12 protein-coding genes and 1 tRNA gene are annotated in these 17,924 nt (G+C 71.4%); 1 reads left to right on the top strand and 12 read right to left on the bottom strand.

Annotated features, from left to right (window positions below; all coding sequences use genetic code 11):
- Positions 1–14: 14 nt before the first annotated feature.
- Positions 15–1,358: a M20/M25/M40 family metallo-hydrolase gene (locus JOD65_RS13445; RefSeq protein ID WP_191197118.1), complete on the bottom strand. Its 1,344-nt coding sequence runs from the start codon at positions 1,356–1,358 to the stop codon at positions 15–17.
- 80 nt (positions 1,359–1,438) lie between these two features.
- Between JOD65_RS13445 and JOD65_RS13440 the strand changes: the two genes are divergently transcribed.
- A tRNA-Leu gene (locus JOD65_RS13440) sits at positions 1,439–1,524 on the top strand.
- A gap of 150 nt (positions 1,525–1,674) precedes the next feature.
- Here JOD65_RS13440 and JOD65_RS13435 read toward each other — a convergent pair.
- The 11 genes from JOD65_RS13435 to JOD65_RS13385 form a co-directional block, all read right to left on the bottom strand.
- Positions 1,675–4,776, bottom strand: coding sequence for a M14 family metallopeptidase (locus JOD65_RS13435; protein ID WP_307821159.1), 3,102 nt, complete (start codon positions 4,774–4,776; stop codon positions 1,675–1,677).
- A gap of 197 nt (positions 4,777–4,973) precedes the next feature.
- The gene (locus JOD65_RS13430; protein WP_307821158.1) at positions 4,974–6,611 is read right to left on the bottom strand and encodes a PucR family transcriptional regulator; all 1,638 of its coding nucleotides are present in this window, start codon (positions 6,609–6,611) and stop codon (positions 4,974–4,976) included.
- 37 nt (positions 6,612–6,648) lie between these two features.
- Positions 6,649–7,779, bottom strand: coding sequence for an o-succinylbenzoate synthase (menC, locus tag JOD65_RS13425; RefSeq protein WP_191197120.1), 1,131 nt, complete (start codon positions 7,777–7,779; stop codon positions 6,649–6,651).
- On the bottom strand, positions 7,776–8,561 hold the full coding sequence (locus JOD65_RS13420) for a GNAT family N-acetyltransferase (protein WP_191197121.1): 786 nt from the start codon (positions 8,559–8,561) through the stop codon (positions 7,776–7,778). Before JOD65_RS13420 ends, menC begins: the two co-directional genes overlap by 4 nt.
- Positions 8,551–9,687, bottom strand: a complete 1,137-nt coding sequence (locus tag JOD65_RS13415; RefSeq protein WP_191197122.1) for a M20/M25/M40 family metallo-hydrolase — start codon at positions 9,685–9,687, stop codon at positions 8,551–8,553. Before JOD65_RS13415 ends, JOD65_RS13420 begins: the two co-directional genes overlap by 11 nt.
- Complete coding sequence (locus JOD65_RS13410; RefSeq protein WP_191197123.1) at positions 9,687–11,081, bottom strand: serine hydrolase domain-containing protein; 1,395 nt, start codon at positions 11,079–11,081, stop codon at positions 9,687–9,689. Before JOD65_RS13410 ends, JOD65_RS13415 begins: the two co-directional genes overlap by 1 nt.
- A 14-nt stretch (positions 11,082–11,095) precedes the next feature.
- Positions 11,096–11,839, bottom strand: a complete 744-nt coding sequence (locus JOD65_RS13405) for an ABC transporter ATP-binding protein (protein ID WP_191197124.1) — start codon at positions 11,837–11,839, stop codon at positions 11,096–11,098.
- Positions 11,836–13,779 (bottom strand): dipeptide/oligopeptide/nickel ABC transporter permease/ATP-binding protein, encoded by a 1,944-nt coding sequence (locus JOD65_RS13400; protein WP_191197125.1) that lies wholly within the window; start codon positions 13,777–13,779, stop codon positions 11,836–11,838. The genes JOD65_RS13405 and JOD65_RS13400 overlap by 4 nt, the downstream gene beginning before the upstream one ends.
- Positions 13,779–14,777, bottom strand: coding sequence for an ABC transporter permease (locus tag JOD65_RS13395; protein ID WP_204811167.1), 999 nt, complete (start codon positions 14,775–14,777; stop codon positions 13,779–13,781). The genes JOD65_RS13400 and JOD65_RS13395 overlap by 1 nt, the downstream gene beginning before the upstream one ends.
- A gap of 14 nt (positions 14,778–14,791) precedes the next feature.
- Positions 14,792–16,381 (bottom strand): ABC transporter substrate-binding protein, encoded by a 1,590-nt coding sequence (locus JOD65_RS13390; protein WP_191197126.1) that lies wholly within the window; start codon positions 16,379–16,381, stop codon positions 14,792–14,794.
- Between the two features lie 51 nt (positions 16,382–16,432).
- Complete coding sequence (locus JOD65_RS13385; RefSeq protein WP_191197127.1) at positions 16,433–17,824, bottom strand: serine hydrolase domain-containing protein; 1,392 nt, start codon at positions 17,822–17,824, stop codon at positions 16,433–16,435.
- Between the last annotated feature and the right edge of the window lie 100 nt (positions 17,825–17,924).

Raw genomic sequence — 17,924 nt, 5'->3', positions numbered from 1 at the left:
GGAGCAGGCGCGGGTCAGACCTGGTCGAGGAACCTGTCGAAGACCCGCGCGCCGAACTCGAGCGCGTCGACCGGCACCCGCTCGTCGACGCCGTGGAACAGCGCGGTGAAGTCGAGGTCGGCGGGCAGGCGCAGCGGCGCGAAGCCGTAGGAGCGCATGCCGAGCTTGCGGAAGTGCTTGGCGTCCGTGCCGCCGCTCATCGTATAGGGCGCCACGAGCGCGTCGGGGTCCTCGGCCAGCAGGCTGCGGGTCATCGCGTCGACCAGGTCACCGTCGTACGGCGTCTCCCACGGCTGCTGGTGGGACTCGAAGTCGAACTCGATGCCGTCGCCGGCCAGCTCGCGGAGCGTCGCGAAGAACTCGTCCTCGTAGCCGGGCAGGAAGCGGCCGTCGATGGTCGCCTGCGCGTCGGTGGGGATGACGTTGGTCTTGTAGCCGGCCCGCAGCATCGTCGGGTTGGCGGTGTTGCGGATGACCGCGCCGAGCATCCGGGCGGCATCGCCGAACTCCTCGACCAGCGCCTCGGCGTTGTCGGGCCTGGCCTCCGTGCCGGCGAGCTCGCCGACCGTCGCGAGCAGGACCTCCATGGTGGGGGTGAGTCGCACCGGCCACTGGTGGGCGCCGATCCGCGCCACCGCACCGGCGAGCCGGGTGACGGCGTTGTCGTCGTTGATCATCGAGCCGTGGCCGGCCCGGCCGCGTGCGGTCAGGCGCATCCAAGCCATCCCCTTCTCGGCGGCCTCGATGAGGTAGACCCGGCGTCCACGCACCGTGGCCGAGAAGCCGCCGACCTCACCGACGGCCTCCGAGCAGTCGGCGAACCAGTCGGCGTGCTGGTCGACCAGGATCCCGGCACCGTGGTGGCCGCCGGCCTCCTCGTCGGCGGTGAAGCAGAGCACCACCTCGCGGTCCGGGGCCGCGCCGGCCGCCGCGCGGGCGCGCACGACACTGAGCAGCATCGCGTCGAAGTCCTTCATGTCGACCGCGCCACGGCCCCAGACCTGACCGTCCTTGATCTCACCGGCGAACGGGTCGACCTGCCAGTCCGACGCCTCAGCGGGTACGACGTCGAGGTGGCCGTGGAGCAGCAGGGGCGCCCGGCCGTCGCCGCCGCCCCAGCGCGCCACGACGTTGGCCCGCCCGGGACGGCCCTCGATGATCTCGGCCCCGATGCCGACCTCGTCGAGCAGTGCGGCGACGTGCTCGGCCGCCTTGCGCTCCCCCGGACCGTCGTCGGTGCCGTAGTTGGACGTGTCGATCCCGATGAGGTCCTGGCACAGCTGGACGACCTCCGCGGCGGGGTCGTAGGAGCGGTCGTTCGAGCGGTCCTGCGAGCTGTCCTGGGGCGCCTGTTCCATGCCGTCCATCCTGCCCCACGAGCGTGCACCTGCCCCGATTCGTTGGCGCGGAACTGCTTTGCTACTGTTCTCCAGCACTCGTCCGGGTGGCGGAATTGGCAGACGCGCTAGCTTGAGGTGCTAGTGCCCGTATTAGGGCGTGGGGGTTCAAGTCCCCCCTCGGACACTGAAAAGGCTCCGGCTCCACGGGGCCTTTTCGTCATTTCAGTCGAGGCACGACTGGTTCTCCTCGTCGGCCGCCAGTCCGTACCACCGAAGCAGCCGGCCCCCGGAATGTTGCCGGGGGCCGGTCCTGCTCACGCTCCTCCTGCAGCTGCTACTCCAGGAGGTGGGCCATGGCCCCAGCCACGAAGTCGTTGCGCATCGCGGCCGTGGTCAGACCCTCGACACCGAAGCCGGTGAAGACGGTGTCGTCGGTGACGGTGCCAGCGCCCTCCTGGAAGGCGGTCTGGCTGCGCTCCCAGTTGTTGGTGACGCGGGAACCGGCCGGCGCTGCGGACGGGGTCCAGCCGCCGAGGTCACCCTCGAACGACGTCTCCGCGCTCACCGCACCGTCCACGACGACCTGGGTGTCGTCGACGAACACGCCGAGGCCCTGGGTGCCCCAGTCGGTGATGTAGGAGATCGAGACCTCGACCTGCTTTCCGGCGTACGCCGTCAGGTCGACGTTCCACTCCTGCCAGCCACCACTGCTGCCGGTCGCGGCGTGCCACGACCCGCTGGTCCCGGTCGGGGAGCAGTCCGCGCCCTGGTAGTGGGTCACGAACGGGTGGATCGCGTCCCAACCGGCCGCACACGACTCGCCGGTTCCCTGAGCGGTGTGGCCGTTGGCGTCGGGCAACGTGGTCCAGTTCTCGGTGCCCACCTCGCGGGCCTCGACGACGACGTAGTCCCAGTCCGCCTCGGTGTCGTTCGACATCTGGAACTTCACGGCACCCGAGGTGGCGTCGCTCAGGTCGACCGTCCGACTGAGCCGCTTCCACCCTTGGTCCGCCGTCTGGCTGAACATGTACCACTCACCGGTGTGCGGGTCGAATGGCGCGCCGCCGGGGCGGACCCACTCGATCGGCTCCGAGCTCGCGAACTGCGGGAACTCGTCCTCGGGCAGGAAGCTCGAGGTGGTCAGCAGGGAGGCCGTGTGGCCCTGGTTGTCGGCGCCGTCGCCACCGTTGAAGGTGCCGCTGAAGCCCTCGAACGCTCCGGAGTCGCCTTCGATCGGGAACGGGTTGCCCGTGTCGTCGGTGCCGCCGTCGCTGACATAGTTGTAGGCGCCGAGCCAGTACTGGAGGAAGTCGTTCTCCAGGGGCAGACAGGGGTTGGCCCGCACCGTGCACTCCGGCGGAGCCGTGGGCGAGTAGAAGTACGCCGGTCCGGTGCCCTGGGCGAACTGGTTGTTCTGACCGGTGATCAGCGCCTTGCCGCCCTCGTTGAGGTAGTCGCGGACCGTGAGCTCGAGGTCCGCGGCCAACTTCGCCGCTGTGCCGCCCGGCTGCCCGGGGGCGCGAGTGATGATGTCGTCGCCCGACTCCCAGACGATCGCGTCGTAGTGGGATAGCACACCCAGGTGGTGCGGCGCGGTACGACCGTTGACGTCCACGTCGTACACGTCAGAGGTGTAGCCGGAGGCCGTGAGGGCCGCGGCGTAGTCGTCGGCGTACTTCGCGCTGGTGACGCCCTGCGCAGGGCTGATGCCCGTGACATCCTCGGCAGCCAGGATCAGCACATCGCCGCCGATGTCGCGGGCCACCGTGTAGGTGAACGGCTCGGAGCTGACGTTGCCCGTGCCCGGCTTGACCCCGGTGAACCAGACCTTGACCGAGTCACCGGACTTGGTGCCGGTCACTGTCCCGCGGAACTCGCCGTAGAAGTCGTGGTGGGTGTCGCCATAACGCTCGCCCCCCTGCCACATCGCGGTCTTGACCGACTTCGTGGCACCGCCGTTGACGGAGTACTTCAGGCGCAGGTCGCGCAGCGCCTTCTTTGCGGTGACCGCGACCGGCTGGCTGGTGCCGTGCGAGACCGAGAACGGGTCGGAGACCAGGTCGGCCGCCGTCCGAGGCGTGCCGTCGTCCTCGACGACCGAGATCGGGTCGTCCGGGTCCTGCGTCGACTTGGCGACCGACAGGGCGAACGGGATGTTCTTCTCGAACTCGGCCTGGATCAGGCCCTCGTCATCGGGGAAGTTGAAGCCCGAGAGGCAGTCCTCGGCCAACCACTCGTCGTCCGGGATGGAGTCAGAGACCGTCTCGCACGTGGTCATCTCCGGCGTGAAGCCGAGGGTGCCGTAGCCCACCTGGGCGTGCGTGTCGGTGTCGCCGTTGGTGGTGTAGAGCTCTGCCGAGATATCCGGGTCGTAGCCCTCGACCGCCGGGTTGGCGTCGTCGCCGACCATCGCCTTGTAGATCACGTCGTCGGGTGACGGCGTGGCTACCTGCCAGCCGATGCCGTAGAGCAGGAGCTCGGCCGCCGAGTGGTAGTTGATGTAGAACTCGAAGCCGACGCGGTTCAGCAAGGCGTCGAGCGCCTGGGTCTCCGGCTCGGAGTTCGGGCCGGTGCCGCGGTAGGTCTCGCTGGCCGGCTCGGGCGAGGAGCCTTCGTTGTCCCAGCCCCACTTGACGGCGAAGTTTCGGTTGGGGTCCACGCCGTCACCGGGAGTGATCGTGCCGTCGCCGTTGTTGTCGCGGAGGTTCTTGCGCCACAGGCGGTTGTCCGGGGTGAAGGTGAAGTCGTAGCCGTCCGGGTTGGACACCGGCAGGAACCACAGCTCGGTGGTGTCGACGATTCCCGTCAGCTCGGCGTCGCTGCCGTAGCCCTCGAGGTAGTGGTGCATCAGCCTGCGGACCATCTCGGGGGTGATCCACTCGCGCGCGTGCTGCGCGCCGCCGTACAGGACCGAGGGCCGCTTGCCGTCCTTGAGCTGCTTGGCGTTCTTGGTGACCTTCAACGCGAGGATGTCCTGGCCGTTGACGGTCTGCCCGAGGGTGACGAGCTTGGTGATCGCGGGGTAGGCCGCCGCCGTCTCGCGCAGCTCGTCAGCGATGCCGCCGGGCTCGCTGTATGAGCGGTAGGCGTCGTAGCCGGCGAGGTTCTGGAGTCGCGCCGCATCGGAGGCATTGCGCCCGTTGACCTTCTTGACCTTGACCTCGAGACCTTCCTTGCGCAGCTGCGCGGCCTGGGTCTCGGTGATGACGGCGTCGAGCCGCACCTCGCCGGCGCCAGCGCGTTCCTGTGTGATGTGGGTGGTGTCGACGCCGACGTCGGCGAGGTCACTGACCTGCGCGGCCGAGCCTTCGACGACGTAGACCTCGAGCTCGCCGCCGCGGTCGGCGCTGCTGGGAGTGGTGCTCGCGGGCGGGCTGGCGACAAGCAGTCCGGCCGTCAGGGCGGCGAGTGCAAGCGCTGGGGGGAGAGAGCGCACGATCGACCTCGCTTCTTGCGGAAGGGTGAGATTCTCGGGACCATCACCCTTGTTGTGACCTGCATCACAGTCAAGACGTCCGTACGGGATACCCTCAATTGGCGGGAGATCTGCGCACGCGACGCCAGGATGTGGGCATGAGGCGCTAGCCATCGCCCTGCTGCTTCTTCCGCCGTCGAGGTCCCCTTCGCACGGTTTCAGGGACGCGGCGTCAGCATCCGCAGCTGGAGCATCGCCGCGAAGCGCTGGTCGGGGTCGGTGAGGTCCAGCCCGCTGATCTCCTCGACCCGCCGGAGCCGGTAGCGGAGCGTGTTGGTGTGGATGAACAGCCTGGCGGCGGCGGAGCGGACGTCACCCAGTGCGTCGAGCCAGGCCGCCAGGGTCTCGGTGAGACCGGAATCGTTGCGCGCGTCGTAGTCCAGCAGGCGCGCGATGGGCCCCATCGGGCGCTCGCCGCGCGCGGCGGCCAGGTCGCGGAGCTCGAGGAGCAACGACTCCGTGTGCACGTCGGGCAACCGCGCGACGCGACGCTGGGCGTGGTGGCCGTCCCGGAGGACGCGCAGGGCCCGCACCGCCGCCGCCCGCGACGCGGTCACGCCGCCGACGTCGGACCCGACGCCACCGACGCCCACCACGGTCGGCAGCCGCGCGCCCAGCCGCTCGCAGAAGTCCTCCGCCAACCGGGCGGCCCGCTGCTCGGGGTCCGGACCGGAGCCGTGCACGGGGAGCAGGGCGAAGGCGATGCCGCCCACGACCGCGACCGCCGACGACGGCACCGAGGCGGAGAGGTGGACGGCGAGTGCGTCGGCGACCCGGTCCAGCTCGCCGAGCCCGCCGGGGTCCGCGTCCTGGTCGGCCACCCGAGCGGCAGGCAACGAGACGGCCAGGACCACGACCTGCTTGCCGCCCAGCCCGAGACGGGCCAGCGCGTCGCCCGCGCCCAGGCCACCCTCGAGGGCGGTGCTGACCAGGTCCGTGCGGAGGCGGCGCTGCACGTCGGCTCCGGCACGCACTCGCAGCATGTGCAGCGCGACGAGCTTCGCGGCGTCCTGCAGGGCGGCCGCGCGTTCGGGGGTGACCTCCCCGTCCATCGCGGCCCAGATCGAGCCGAGCACCTCGTCGCCGGCCCGTACGGCGATCGCCACTCGCTGCTTGCTGATGGTGTCCGCGCCGAGCATGGTCGGGTCGACGACCACTGGCCGGTTCTCGCGGTAGAGGTCCCGGAAGACTCCGAGCTCGGTCAGCATGCGCGCGTACTTCTCCGGGACCTGACGACCGATGATCGTCTCCACCCGCGAGGGGTCGGCCTCGTCCTGGCGGCCCGAGAAGGCGAGCACGCGCGAGCTGCGGTCCTCGATCGTGACGGGCGCGTCGAGGAGCGCGCCGATGGCATTGGCCACGGCGAACAGGTCACCCGACGGGAGACCGCCGAGCGACTCCGGCTCGGCTGGGCCGACGTCGCCCTCCGCGAGCAGCGAGCGCAGCAGCGCGGTCAGCTGGGCCCAGGTCGCGCCGCGACGGAGGCCCAGCAGCGCCAGGCCGGCCTCGTCGATCGCCGTGTCGAGCTCCGGGGTGAGCGCCACGGGCGCGCGGACGACCAGCCCGACCGCGCCACGGCGCCCGACGTCGCGCACGAGTCCGGCGATGTCGGCGGCCGGCACGCCGACCCCGAGCACGAGCGCACCGGGCGGGTGCACGGGCTCGTCATCGGGGTCGTGGATGACGACCCCGCCGATCTCGCCCTCGTGGTCCGGGTCGCCGGCGACAAGCTCGAGCAGGGAGTCGCCGAGGTCGTCGAGGATCCGACCCAGACTCGCTCGCGGCCGTTGGCTCACGGAGGTCAGGATAAGCGGCGTGGTCACGTCTGGAGGCTCAGAGCGGGATCCACTCGGTCGCAGTCGTGACGGAGTCGAGGATCTCGAGGATCGGCGTGACGCCGAGCCCCGGACCACTCGGCACCGCCATGTGGCCGTCCTCGATCACGAGCGGCTCGGTGATGTCGGTCCGGTAGAAGCGGTCGGAGGCGGAGATGTCACCCGGCAGCGTGAACCCCGGCAGCGCCCCGAGCGCCGCGTTGGCCGCCCGGCCGAGGCCGGTCTCGACCATCCCACCGCACCACACGGCCAGGCCGTGGGCGGCCGCGAGGTCGTGGATGCGCACCGCCTCGAGGTAGCCGCCCACCCGGCCGGGCTTGATGTTGATGACCGAGCAGGCGCCCAGGCTGATGGCGGCCGCCGCGGTCTGTGCCGACACGATCGACTCGTCCAGGCACACCGGCGTCGACAGCTGCCGCGCCAGCTCGGCGTGGCCCAGCACGTCCTCCTCCTCGAGGGGCTGCTCGATGAGGAGCAGGTCGAAGGCGTCGAGCCGGGCGAGGTGGCGGGCGTCGCGGAGCGTGTACGCCGTGTTGGCATCGACCTGCAGCAGCACGTCGTCCCCGAACCGCTCCCGCACGGCGCGCACCGGCTCCACGTCCCAGCCCGGCTCGATCTTCAGCTTGATCCGGACGTAGCCCGCGTCGAGATAGCCGCCGACCACGTCGAGCAGGTGCGGGATGCTGTCGAAGATGCCCACGGAGACGCCCGAAGGCACCCGGTCGCGCACGGCGCCGAGCTCCCTCGCCCAGGAGCGACCCTCGGTCCGGAGCTCGGCGTCGAGCACAGCCATCTCGAGGGCGGCCTTGGCCATCCGGTGGCCCTTGAACTTGTGCAGCACCGAACCCACCGCGTACGCGCCGTGCCGGTCCACCTCGTCGGCCGAGGCCCCCAGCTCGGGCAGCAGGAATCGACGCAGCACGTCGGCCGTCGCGTCGACGTACTCCGAGGAGTAGAGCGGGTCGGACATCGCGACGCACTCCCCCCAGCCCTCCGCGTCGCCCCGGTCCGAGGTCGTGACGGCACGCAGCAACAGGATGTCGCGCGTGGTCTGGGTCCCGAACGAGGTCCGGAACGGCGACACCAGCGGCATCGCCACGCGTCGCAGCTCAACGCCCTGCAGCTTCACGACTGTTCTCCTTCTGTCGGGAGCACGAGGTACCCGCGCTCCTTGTCGAATCCCGCGACCCGGCCGCCGGTGGCCAGGGCGACGGTGAGCTGGTCGCGCACCTTCAGGCGCCAGCTCCGGGCCTGTTCGAGGTCGCCGAGCCGCATCGCCTCGATGTCGTGCGGCACGGCGACCCACGACGCTGCGGCACCCGCCGGCACGACGGGGCGGACCGGCGTGCCCGCACAGGCGTCGACCACGACCGACTCCTCCAGCGACCAGTGGACCAGGATCCGGTCGGTCTCGTCGTCCCGGTTGATGCCGTCGCCCATCGAGCCGTAGAAGTCGGGGAGGTACTCCGCGACGCGCGCTCCGAGCTTGCCCAGGTTGAACCACGCGTTGCGGGCGACGAGCGGGTCGTAGGTCCACTCCATCAGGGTGATGCCGCGGTCCAGGCACCACGCCCGCTGGTGCAGCTTGAGGGCGAATCCCACGTGCCGGCCCGTCATCGCGGAGGTCACCCCGGCGATGTGACTGTGCATGGCGCGGGCGGCCGGCGCGGAGTGGAAGCCCACGCAGACGCCGACCATCGTGGCGCCGTCGTACGCCGCTGCCACGTAGCTCTCCGCCTTCGCCAGGGCGCGGAGCAGCTCGGCGTTCATCGGCGGCTTGTCGGGCACCCCCCAGATCTCGCCCAGCACGCCGGCGGCCAGGTGCAGCTCGTGGAGCTCGGTGAGCTCGCGGACGACGACCCGTGAGCGGGCGGCCGCCGCCTCGAAGGATGCTTGGGGCTCAGTCGTCATCGGGCACCTCGGTCAGCAGGTCGGCCAGCAGGGCACCGAGCAGCACGGTGCGGTCGACGAGCCGGTCGACGAGGACGTGCTCGTCGGCCGCGTGCGCCCCCCCGCCCACGGCGCCCAGTCCGTCCAGGGTGGCGACGCCGACCCCCGCGGTGAAGTTGCCGTCGGAGGCGCCACCGACGGCTGCGGCCGACACCGGGGGCAGGCCCCACCGCTCCGCGAGCGCGCTCGCCCGCCGGAACAGGTGCCGGGACGACGACTCCTCCAGCGGCGGCCGGTTGATGCCGCCGTGCACCACGACCGATGCGCCGGGGAGGGCGGGACTGAGCGCCCGCAGGGCCGCGTCCACCCGCTCGAGCTCGGCCTGCGACCAGGCTCGTACGTCGACCGCGAAGCGCCCCGTCGCCGGGACGGTGTTCGCGGTCGTGCCCGCAGTCGTGACGGTGGGCGTCACCGTCGTGCCACTGGTCGCGTCGGCCAGCGCAGCGACCGCGTGGACCTGGTGGGCGAGCTCCAGCGTCGCGTTGACGCCCTTCTCCGGGTCCAGGCCGGCATGGGCGGCGCGGCCGACCACCTCGACCTCGTAGAGCGAGGTGCCCTTGCGGGCGGTCTTCAGCGCGCCGTCGTCCGCCGAGGCCTCGAGCACCAGCGCCGCGATGGTCCCCGTGGCCTCGGACTCGATCAGTGCTCGCGAGGTCGGCGAGCCGATCTCCTCGTCACCGGTGACGAGGATCGTGACGCCATCACGCCCCGGCAGCGCGGCGACGGCGTGGAACGCCATCACCAGTCCGGCTTTCATGTCGAAGCAGCCCGGCCCGCGCACCACGCCGTCGACCACGCCGAACGGGTGGACGGTCAGGGTCCCCAGCGGCCACACCGTGTCGTGGTGGCCGAGCACGAGCACCCGGGTCGGCCCCGGACCGAGGCGCCACCGCAGGTGGACGACGCCGTCGACCAGGATCCGCTCCGGCTCGCTCCCGAGCAGACGCTCCCCCACCCGCGCCACCGCCTCGGCGGAGGCGGCGACCGCGGTGGGGTCGCTCGACGGCGACTCGACCTCGACGAGCTCGCGCAGGTCGGCGAGGAGCAGGTCGAGGTCGGCCACCACGCCGGTGGAGGGAGACGTCATCAGGACTTCTTCGGAGTGGCGCGCGCGCCGAAGTGGAGGTACTGCTCGCCGGTGGGCAGGGAGTAGAAGCGCACCGGGTAGTAGGCCTCGCTCTTGTCCGGCTTCATCGCGAACAGGGCGTCCGACACCGCGACCAGCTCGTTGGTCTCGGGCTCGGACTCCTCGAGCTCCGCCACCGGGCCCGAGACCGTGATCCGCATGAAGGCCTTGCCGTCCTCGACGAAGACCTCCTCGGTGACGGATTCGCGGGAGTACGTGCCGACGTACGGCGTGGGGTCGACGTCGACGGGCTCGCTGGGGACCTCGAAGCGGTCCGGCAGGGCGACGTCGGCCAGCTCGGCGAAGATCTCCTCGTAGAGGTCCTGGTAGAGCGGGATCGCGGAGCCGATGTTGGTGTTCAGGGAGACCGCGAGGCCGGCCTCGGGGAGCAGGCGGAGGAACGCTGCCTGGCCGATGGTGTTGCCGTCGTGGCCGATCGCGCGGTGACCGTTCCAGTCGCAGCGGAACCAGCCCAGCCCCCAGGAGTCGCCGAGGAGCAGCTTCTCGGGGCAGTCGGTCTGGTAGTCGGCCATCGCCGCGGCGCTGGCCTCGGACAGCACGCGGGTGCCGTCGGCGGCGACGCCACCGTTCAGGTGCATGCGAGCGAAGGCGAGGACGTCGGTCGCGGTCGCGGTGATGAGCCCGGCCGGTCCGACCGAACGTGGCAGGCCCCAGACCGGGGCCACCTTCGGCTCGTCACCGCCTTCGAGGTGGCCCATCGCGTGGGCGAAGACCATGGCCTCCTCGGGCAGCGTGCCGGTGTGGGTGAGGCCCAGCGGGGCGAAGAGCTTCTCCTTCATGGCCTGGTCCCAGGTCAGCCCGGTGCTGACCTCGATGATCCGGCCGAGCAGGCTGAAACCTGAGTTGCAGTACGACCAGGTGGCCCCGAGCGGGTGGTTCTGGGCGGCCTCGCCGAGCTCAGCGACGTACTTCTCGAGGCAGTCGTCGCCGCGGCCGGTGTCGGTGAAGACGTCGCCGTCGATGCCGCTGGTGTGGGTCAGGAGGTGCCAGACCGTGACCGTCTTGGTGACGTCCGGGTCCTGCAGCGCGAGCTCGGGCACGATCTCGACGACAGGGGTGTCGAGGGTGAACCTCCCCTCGTCGACGAGCTGCATGATGACGGTCGCGGTCCACACCTTGCTGACCGAGCCGATCTGCCAGACCGCGTCGTCGGTGGCAGGCTGGCCGGTCCCGGCGTGGAGGACTCCGGTGACGGCGGTGACGAGCTCGTCGGGCGCGCCGTCGCGGCCCACACGCAGGATGCCGAGCTGGGCGCCGGGGACGCCGTGCTTCTTCACGAGCTCGGTGAGGCGCGACTCCCAGTGGGCCTGGTCGATGGGTGGGGTGGTGGTCATGAGATCTCCTTGACTCAGTGGTGGGTGCCGGGGATGGCGGCGAGGAGCTGGCGGGTGTAGTCGTGCTGCGGGTTCTCGAGCACGCCCGCCACGGGTCCGTGCTCGACGATGCGACCGCCCTCCATCACCGCGACCTGATCGGCGACGTAACGGACGACGGCGAGGTTGTGGGAGATGAAGAGCACCGAGAGGCCGAGCTCGCGTTGCATCTCCCGCAACAGGTTGAGCACGGCGCCCTGGACGGAGACGTCGAGGGCGGACGTGATCTCGTCGGCGATGACGACCTGCGGTCGTCCGGCGAGCGCCCGGGCGAGTGCGACCCGCTGCCGCTGGCCGCCGGAGAGCTGCCCGGGCAGCTGGGTCGCCCGGCCGGCCTCGAGGTGGACCAGCTCGAGGAACCGCGCGACCTCGGCGCGGCGCGTGGCGCGGGACATCCGCTCGGAGCCGGGCCCGTGGAGCGCCTCGGCGACCGACTCCCCGATCGTCATGCGCGGGTCGAGGGAGGAGAAGGGATCCTGGAAGACCATCTGGATCGGGCGGCGCCGACCCTTGAGGGGGACGGGGACACCGTCGAGGAGGACGGTGCCGCTGCTGAGCGGCGCGAGTCCGACCGCGGTCCGGGCCAGGGTGGACTTGCCGGAGCCGGACTCGCCGACGAGACCGACGACCTGTCCGTCGTGGACGGTCAGGCTGACCTGGTCGAGCACGGTGTGGTGGCCGTAGCGGACGGTGACGTTGTCGAAGTGCAGGGTGCTCATGACGTCGCCACCACCTCGCCGGTCGGGAGCAGGTCGAGCGGTGCCCCGGCGTGCCAGCACGCCACGGAGCGGCCACGCTGGTCGGTGACGAGCTGAGGCTCCTCGGTGCGGCACCGCACCGAGGCGAGGGGGCAGCGGGCGGCGTAGGCGCACCCGGGCGGCACTGCGGCCGGGTCGACGGGCGTGCCCGGGATGGTGGCGAGCGGCTCGGTCAGGTCGGTGGTCATGTCCGGGACGGCCGCGAGCAGCGCCCGCGTGTAGGGGTGCTGCGCCCCGCCCGACGCCACGCGCTCGGGGTCGGCCAGGTCGGCGACGGGAAGCTCCTCGACGACGCGGCCGGCGTACATGACGACGACCCGGTCGCAGACCTCGCGCACGACGGAGACATCGTGGCTGATGAAGAGCAGCGCCGCCTCCTGCTCGCACTGCACCTGCTTGAGGAGAGCGAGGACCTGCGCCTGGACGGTGACGTCCAGCGCCGTCGTCGGCTCGTCCGCGATGATCAGCCGCGGGCTGCCCATCAGTCCCATGCCGATCATGGCGCGCTGACGCATGCCCCCGGAGAACTCGAACGGGTACTGCCGCGCCCGGCGCTCGGGGTCGTCGACGCGCACGGCCGCGAGCCGGTCGACCGCACGAGCATGCGCGTCCTTGCGGTCCAGCCCCTGGTGGTAGCGGCCGACCTCGGCCAGCTGGCTGCCGATCCGCATCGTGGGGTTGAACGAGGTCATCGGATCCTGGAAGACCACCGCCAACGAGGTGCCGAGCAGCTCGTCGTGGTCGTCCCCCGAGTCCGTCGGGTCGCCGAGCAGGTCGGCACCGCAGAAGACGAGCCGGTCCGCGTCGACCCGGCCGGGCTCCTCGATGAGTCGTGCGATGGCGAGAGCCGTGAGCGACTTGCCCGAGCCGGACTCCCCGACCACGCCGACCGCCTCGCCGGCACGGATCCCGAAGGACACCCCGCGCACCGGGCGGACCACCCCGTGCGGGCCGGGGAACCCGACTGTGAGGCCGCGGACGTCGAGCACCAGCCCCGGGTCGCCCGCGGTGTCGTGCGGGTGCTCGGACACCGGGGCGTCCGGCCGTTCGACGTGCGCGACCGGGTCCACGAGCCCGGTGGCCGCCGAGACACCGACGGCCCCGGCGATCGCCTCACCGGTGAGGTTGAACGCGAGCGCGGCGATGATCACCGCGATGCCCGGCGCGAGCGCGGCGAGCGGGTGGATGTAGATCCCGGCGAGGCCCTCCTGCATCAGTCGGCCCCAGTCGTACGCCGGCTGCTGGACGCCCAGCCCGAGGAAGGAGAGCCCCGCGAAGCTGAGCAACACCCCTCCGGCGCCGATCGTGATGTTGACGATCAGCGGCTCGGCGACGTTGGGCAGGACGTGCCTGAGCAGGACGCGGACCCGGCCCACCCCAGCGATGCGGGCCGCGGCGACGTAGTCGCGCTCGGCGACCCCGGCGATGAGCGTCTGGCAGAGCCGGGCGAACGCCGGCGCGCCGGCGAGCCCGATGGCAAGCACGGCCCCCGTCCCGCCCACGCCGAAGACCACCGCCAGGAACAGCACGAGGAGCAGGCCGGGGAAGGCCACCATGACGTTGACGGTCGCCGTCACCAGCCGCCCAGACCGGCGGCCGAGGAGCAGCGGCGCCGCGCCGAGGAGCAGTCCCACCACCACCCCGAGGACGGTGGCCAGGAGGGCCAGGGTCACCGAGAGCCGAGTCGCCACCAGGACGCGGAAGAAGATGTCGCGGCCGAGGCTGTCCGTTCCGAGCCAGTGGTCGGCGGACGGGCCCGCGAGCAGGTTGTCGGTGTCGACCGCGTCGGCCCGGTCGCCCCACAGGATCGGGGCGACGACCGCGAGGACGAGGACGAGGGTGAGCAGGCTGACGCCGGTGATGCCGACGGGCGTCCGGACGACGCGGGTCCAGCGGCTCATCACAGGTCCCCGATCGTGGACCGCGGGTCGAGGACGGCCAGGGCGACGTCGACGAGGGTGTTCACGGCCAGCACGCAGACGCCGTACACGAGGACCGTGCCCTGCACGAGCGGGTAGTCCCTGAGGACGATCGACTGGACGATCGTGCTGCCCAACCCGGGCCAGGCGAAGACGTTCTCGACCAGCACCGTGCTGGCGACCATGGTGGCGAGGAGCATGCCGCCGAGGGTCAGCGTCGCCGTGACGGCGTTCGGCAGGGCGTGGCGCAGGTGGATGCGCAGCGCCGGCAGGCGCTTGGCGCGCGCCGTACGGACGTAGTCGGTCTCGAGGACGGTGAGCATCTCGACCCGGACGATGCGGGCGAGCAGCGCGGCCGGCCCGATCGTCAGGGCGATCACCGGGAGGACGTACGACGACGCACCATCACGACCGGCGACCGGGAACCACCCCAGGTTCACCGCGAAGACCGCGACCAGGGCGACGCCCAGGAGGAAGTCGGGGACGGAGCCGAGGACCACGCTGCTGCCGGCGAAGGCGAGCTCCGTACGCCGCCGGCGGCCGCGGCGGGTGGCCACGGCCACGGCCACGCCGAGAGGGATGGCGATGAGCACCGCCGCGACGAAGGCCAGGACCGCGAGGGAGGCGGTGGCCGGGAACCGCTGGGCGATGGTGTCCCAGACGGGGATCTCGGTCTGGATCGACTCACCGAGGTCCCCGTGGAACAGGTTTCCGATGTAGTGCAGGTACTGCGTGAGGAGCGGGTCGTTCAGCCCCAGCGACTCGCGTCGGGCAGCCACCAGGTCGGCCGGCGCCGTGAGTCCCAGCGCGGCCCGCACCGGGTCACCGGGCACGAAGTGGATCATCAGGAAGGACGCCGTCACGAGCGCCCACAGCGACACCAGCAGGCGCCCCGTGCGACGGAGGGCGAACCGGGCCCACCGCCCGCCCAGTCCGAGGACTGGGCGGGACGGCGCGGCTGCGGGGGTCAGGGTGGTCATGGGTGACGTGCCGCTCAGCCGAGCATCCGGATGCTGGTGGGCACGATGATGTCGGTGACGACGAGGTCGGCGCCCTTGTGGAAGGTCTGCGAGACGTTGTTGGCGAACGGCACGATGTCTGCCGCCTCGAAGAGCGCGGCCTCGGCGGCCGACCAGTCGTCGCAGCCCTCGGTGCCGGTCTTGGCCGTGGCGGTCTCGACTGCGGCGGTGTAGTCGTCGTTCTCGATGCCGGAGAAGTTCATCCCGCCGTCGGCGACGGCCGGGCCCGACAGGAACGGCACCAGCTGGTCCGGCGTGCCGACGTTGATCGGCTCCCACGCGATGTCCCAGTCGCCGCTGCCGAAGAGGATCGGCTCGAGCTCGGCGGTGGTCGCCGCCTTGGCACTCACGTCGATGCCGAAGTCCTGCCACGCCTTGACCGCCAGCTCCGCGGCGGCGGCACCACCGCTGCCCAGAGCGGTGTCGTGGACGAAGGTGACGGCGAGCTTCTTGCCGTCCTTGGCGTAGGTGCCGTCCGATCCCTTCGCCCAGCCGGCACCCTCCAGCGCCGCGGCCGCGGCTGCGGGGTCGGTCTCGGGGAGGTTGCCCTCGACCGAGTCGCCCTGGCACGCCCGAGGCTCGAGGATCGCCAGTCCGGTCGCCGGCTCCCCGGCGCCGGACGTGATGACCTTCTGCAGCTCGGCCAGGTCGACGACCTGCGTGAGGGCGGTGCGGACGGCCGCATCCGAGGCGGGGCGAGACTCGGCGTGGTTGTACCACTGCTCGCCGGTGATCAGTGCCGTCTTCTCCGCGTCGATGTCGGCGGCGGTCAGTCGCACGGCGTCGGGCCCGATGATGCCGGCGGCGTTGATCTCCCCGCTGGTCAGCTGGTTGGCGGCGGTCGTCTCGTTGGTGACGACCTTGACCTCGATCGCAGCGGGCGTGCCGGTCTCGGAGGTCTTCGCCCCGTCGGGACCCCAGGCGTAGTCCTCGCGGACCTTGTAGCTGTAGTGGTCTCCCGACGCCGCCTCCTCGAGCGTGTACGGGCCCGTGCCGGCGGAGGCGGACGCGAGGCCGTCGCGGTCCTCGAGGCCGGCGTCGCAGACGAGGAGCAGGCTGGCGAGGCCATTGAGCACGAACGGCGAGGGTCCTGCCAGCTTGAGCGTGACGGTCGATCCGGAGGCCGACGCCTTGGCGCCTGCGGGGACGAAGACGCCGAGGAAGGGGCTCTGGTTCTTGGGATTGCCGACGTAGTCCAGGTTGTCGACCACGGTCTGGGCCGTGAAGTCCGAGCCGTCGGAGCAGGTGATGCCGTCACCGATCTCGAAGGTGACCTTGGTGCCATCGACCTTCCATGACGTCGCGAGGTTCGGCTCGATCTCCCCCTCGCCGTTGACGGTCACCAGCGAGTCGTACGCGAACCGGCCGAGCTGGAGGGCCGCGCTGACCGGGGAGGCCTGGGGGTCGAGCGCGCCGGGGTCGGTGCCGATGGCGAGGGTGAACGTCTTGCCGTCGGCGTAGCTGCTGCCGGACGTCGGCGACCCCTCCGCCCCTTCACCGCCACAGGCGGTCAGGGTGAGGGCGAGGGAGAGCCCCAGGAGGGCACTCGAGCGGACAGGCCTCATGGGCATTCCTCTTTCTGCTGCTGACGGTGGTGTTGGGGGTGGTGAGGGCGATCAGTCGGCGCGCGAGACGACGCGGCCGTAGTGGACGTGCTGGGCGCGTCCGGCCGCGTCGCGGCCGATGAACGCGAAGACGACGTGGATGCCGTGGTGGGCCTCGAGCGTGATGAAGGAGTCTCCGGCGAGGTGCACGAGCTCGAAGCGCATCGGCTTCTCGCCGATCGCGGCGATGATGTCCTTCGGCTCCCGGTCGAGCCAGAGCCGGCCGTCGGCGTCCCGGCTGACGTGGATGTCGTAGATGGTGTCCGCGTAGTGACCGAGGTAGGGGGTGGGGTCGACCTCCGCGGGCTCGGCCGGCGGGGTGGGCCGCTCGGGGAGCACCACACCGGTGAGCTCGCGGAGCAGTTGCGCGAGCACGTCGTTGAAGAGGCCGAAGACGTCGCCGCCGTTGGTCAGCAGCGCGATGGCCACGCCCTGCTCGGGCACCACCCGCAGGAACGCGGCCTGGCCGATGGTGCCGCCGTCGTGGGCGACGACGACGCCCTGGTCGGTGTCGAAGAGCTCCCACCCGAGGCCCCACGCGTCCCCCATCCCGGAGAGGACGGGAAGGTCGATCTGCCGGGCCCGCATGGCCTCCACCGACGCGGCGCTGAGCACCGGGGCACCGTCGGCCCCGGTCCCGCCCTCGAGGTGCATCCGGACGAAGCCGAGGAGGTCGGTCGCCGTCATCGCGAGCATCGAACCGGCCGGGGCGTTGGACCGAGCCAGCGCCCACGTCGGCGCCGCGGTCGTCGCGCCGTGCTCGTCGGCCACGTGGCCGGTGGCGGCACGGTGCAGGATCGCGTCGTACGGGCTCGGGCTCACGCTGGTCAGGTCGAGCGGCTGCGCGATCCGCTCGACCAGGACCTCGTCGAAGGGCTTCCCCCGGAGGACCTCGACGAGGCGGCCGAGGAGCACGAACGCGGTGTTGTTGTAGGAGAAGATGGTGCCGGGAGCGAAGAGCTGAGGGAGCTCCGCCAGCGTGGCGACGTACTTCTCGATGGCGTCGTCGCCCCGACCCGTGTCGGTGAAGATGTCGCCCTCGAACCCAGCGGTGTGCGTGAGCAGGTGCCGGGTCGTGAGAGCCTTCGCGGCCTCCACGTCCGCGATCACGAGCTCGGGCAGGTGGTCGAGCAGCGGCTGGTCGAGGTCGAGGATGCCGTCGTCGACGAGCTGCATCACCAGCGTCGTGGTCCAGATCTTGGTGATCGAACCGATCTGGAAGACGGTGTCGGTGTCGACCTCGACGTTCGTACGACGACTCGTCACGCCACTGGCCGCGGCGACCACCTCCCCCGCGGCGAGCACGGCCACCGTCGCTCCGGGCACGTCGTGCTCGGTGACGAGGCGAGCGAAGTTGTCGTCCAGCCAGCGGGTGGCGGCGGGCAGCCCCGTCTTCTCCAACATGCGGGCCACCGTAGGGGTGTGGCAGGGGCCGATAGTTCGTCCGAGCGGCCAGTCAACTCCGGCTGCGTTTGTCCGATCCTCCAATGAGGGCACGGGGGTC

Source organism: Nocardioides cavernae (genome assembly GCF_016907475.1).
GTDB classification, from domain to species: domain Bacteria; phylum Actinomycetota; class Actinomycetes; order Propionibacteriales; family Nocardioidaceae; genus Nocardioides; species Nocardioides cavernae.
This window is presented reverse-complemented; position numbering and strand designations above follow the sequence as displayed.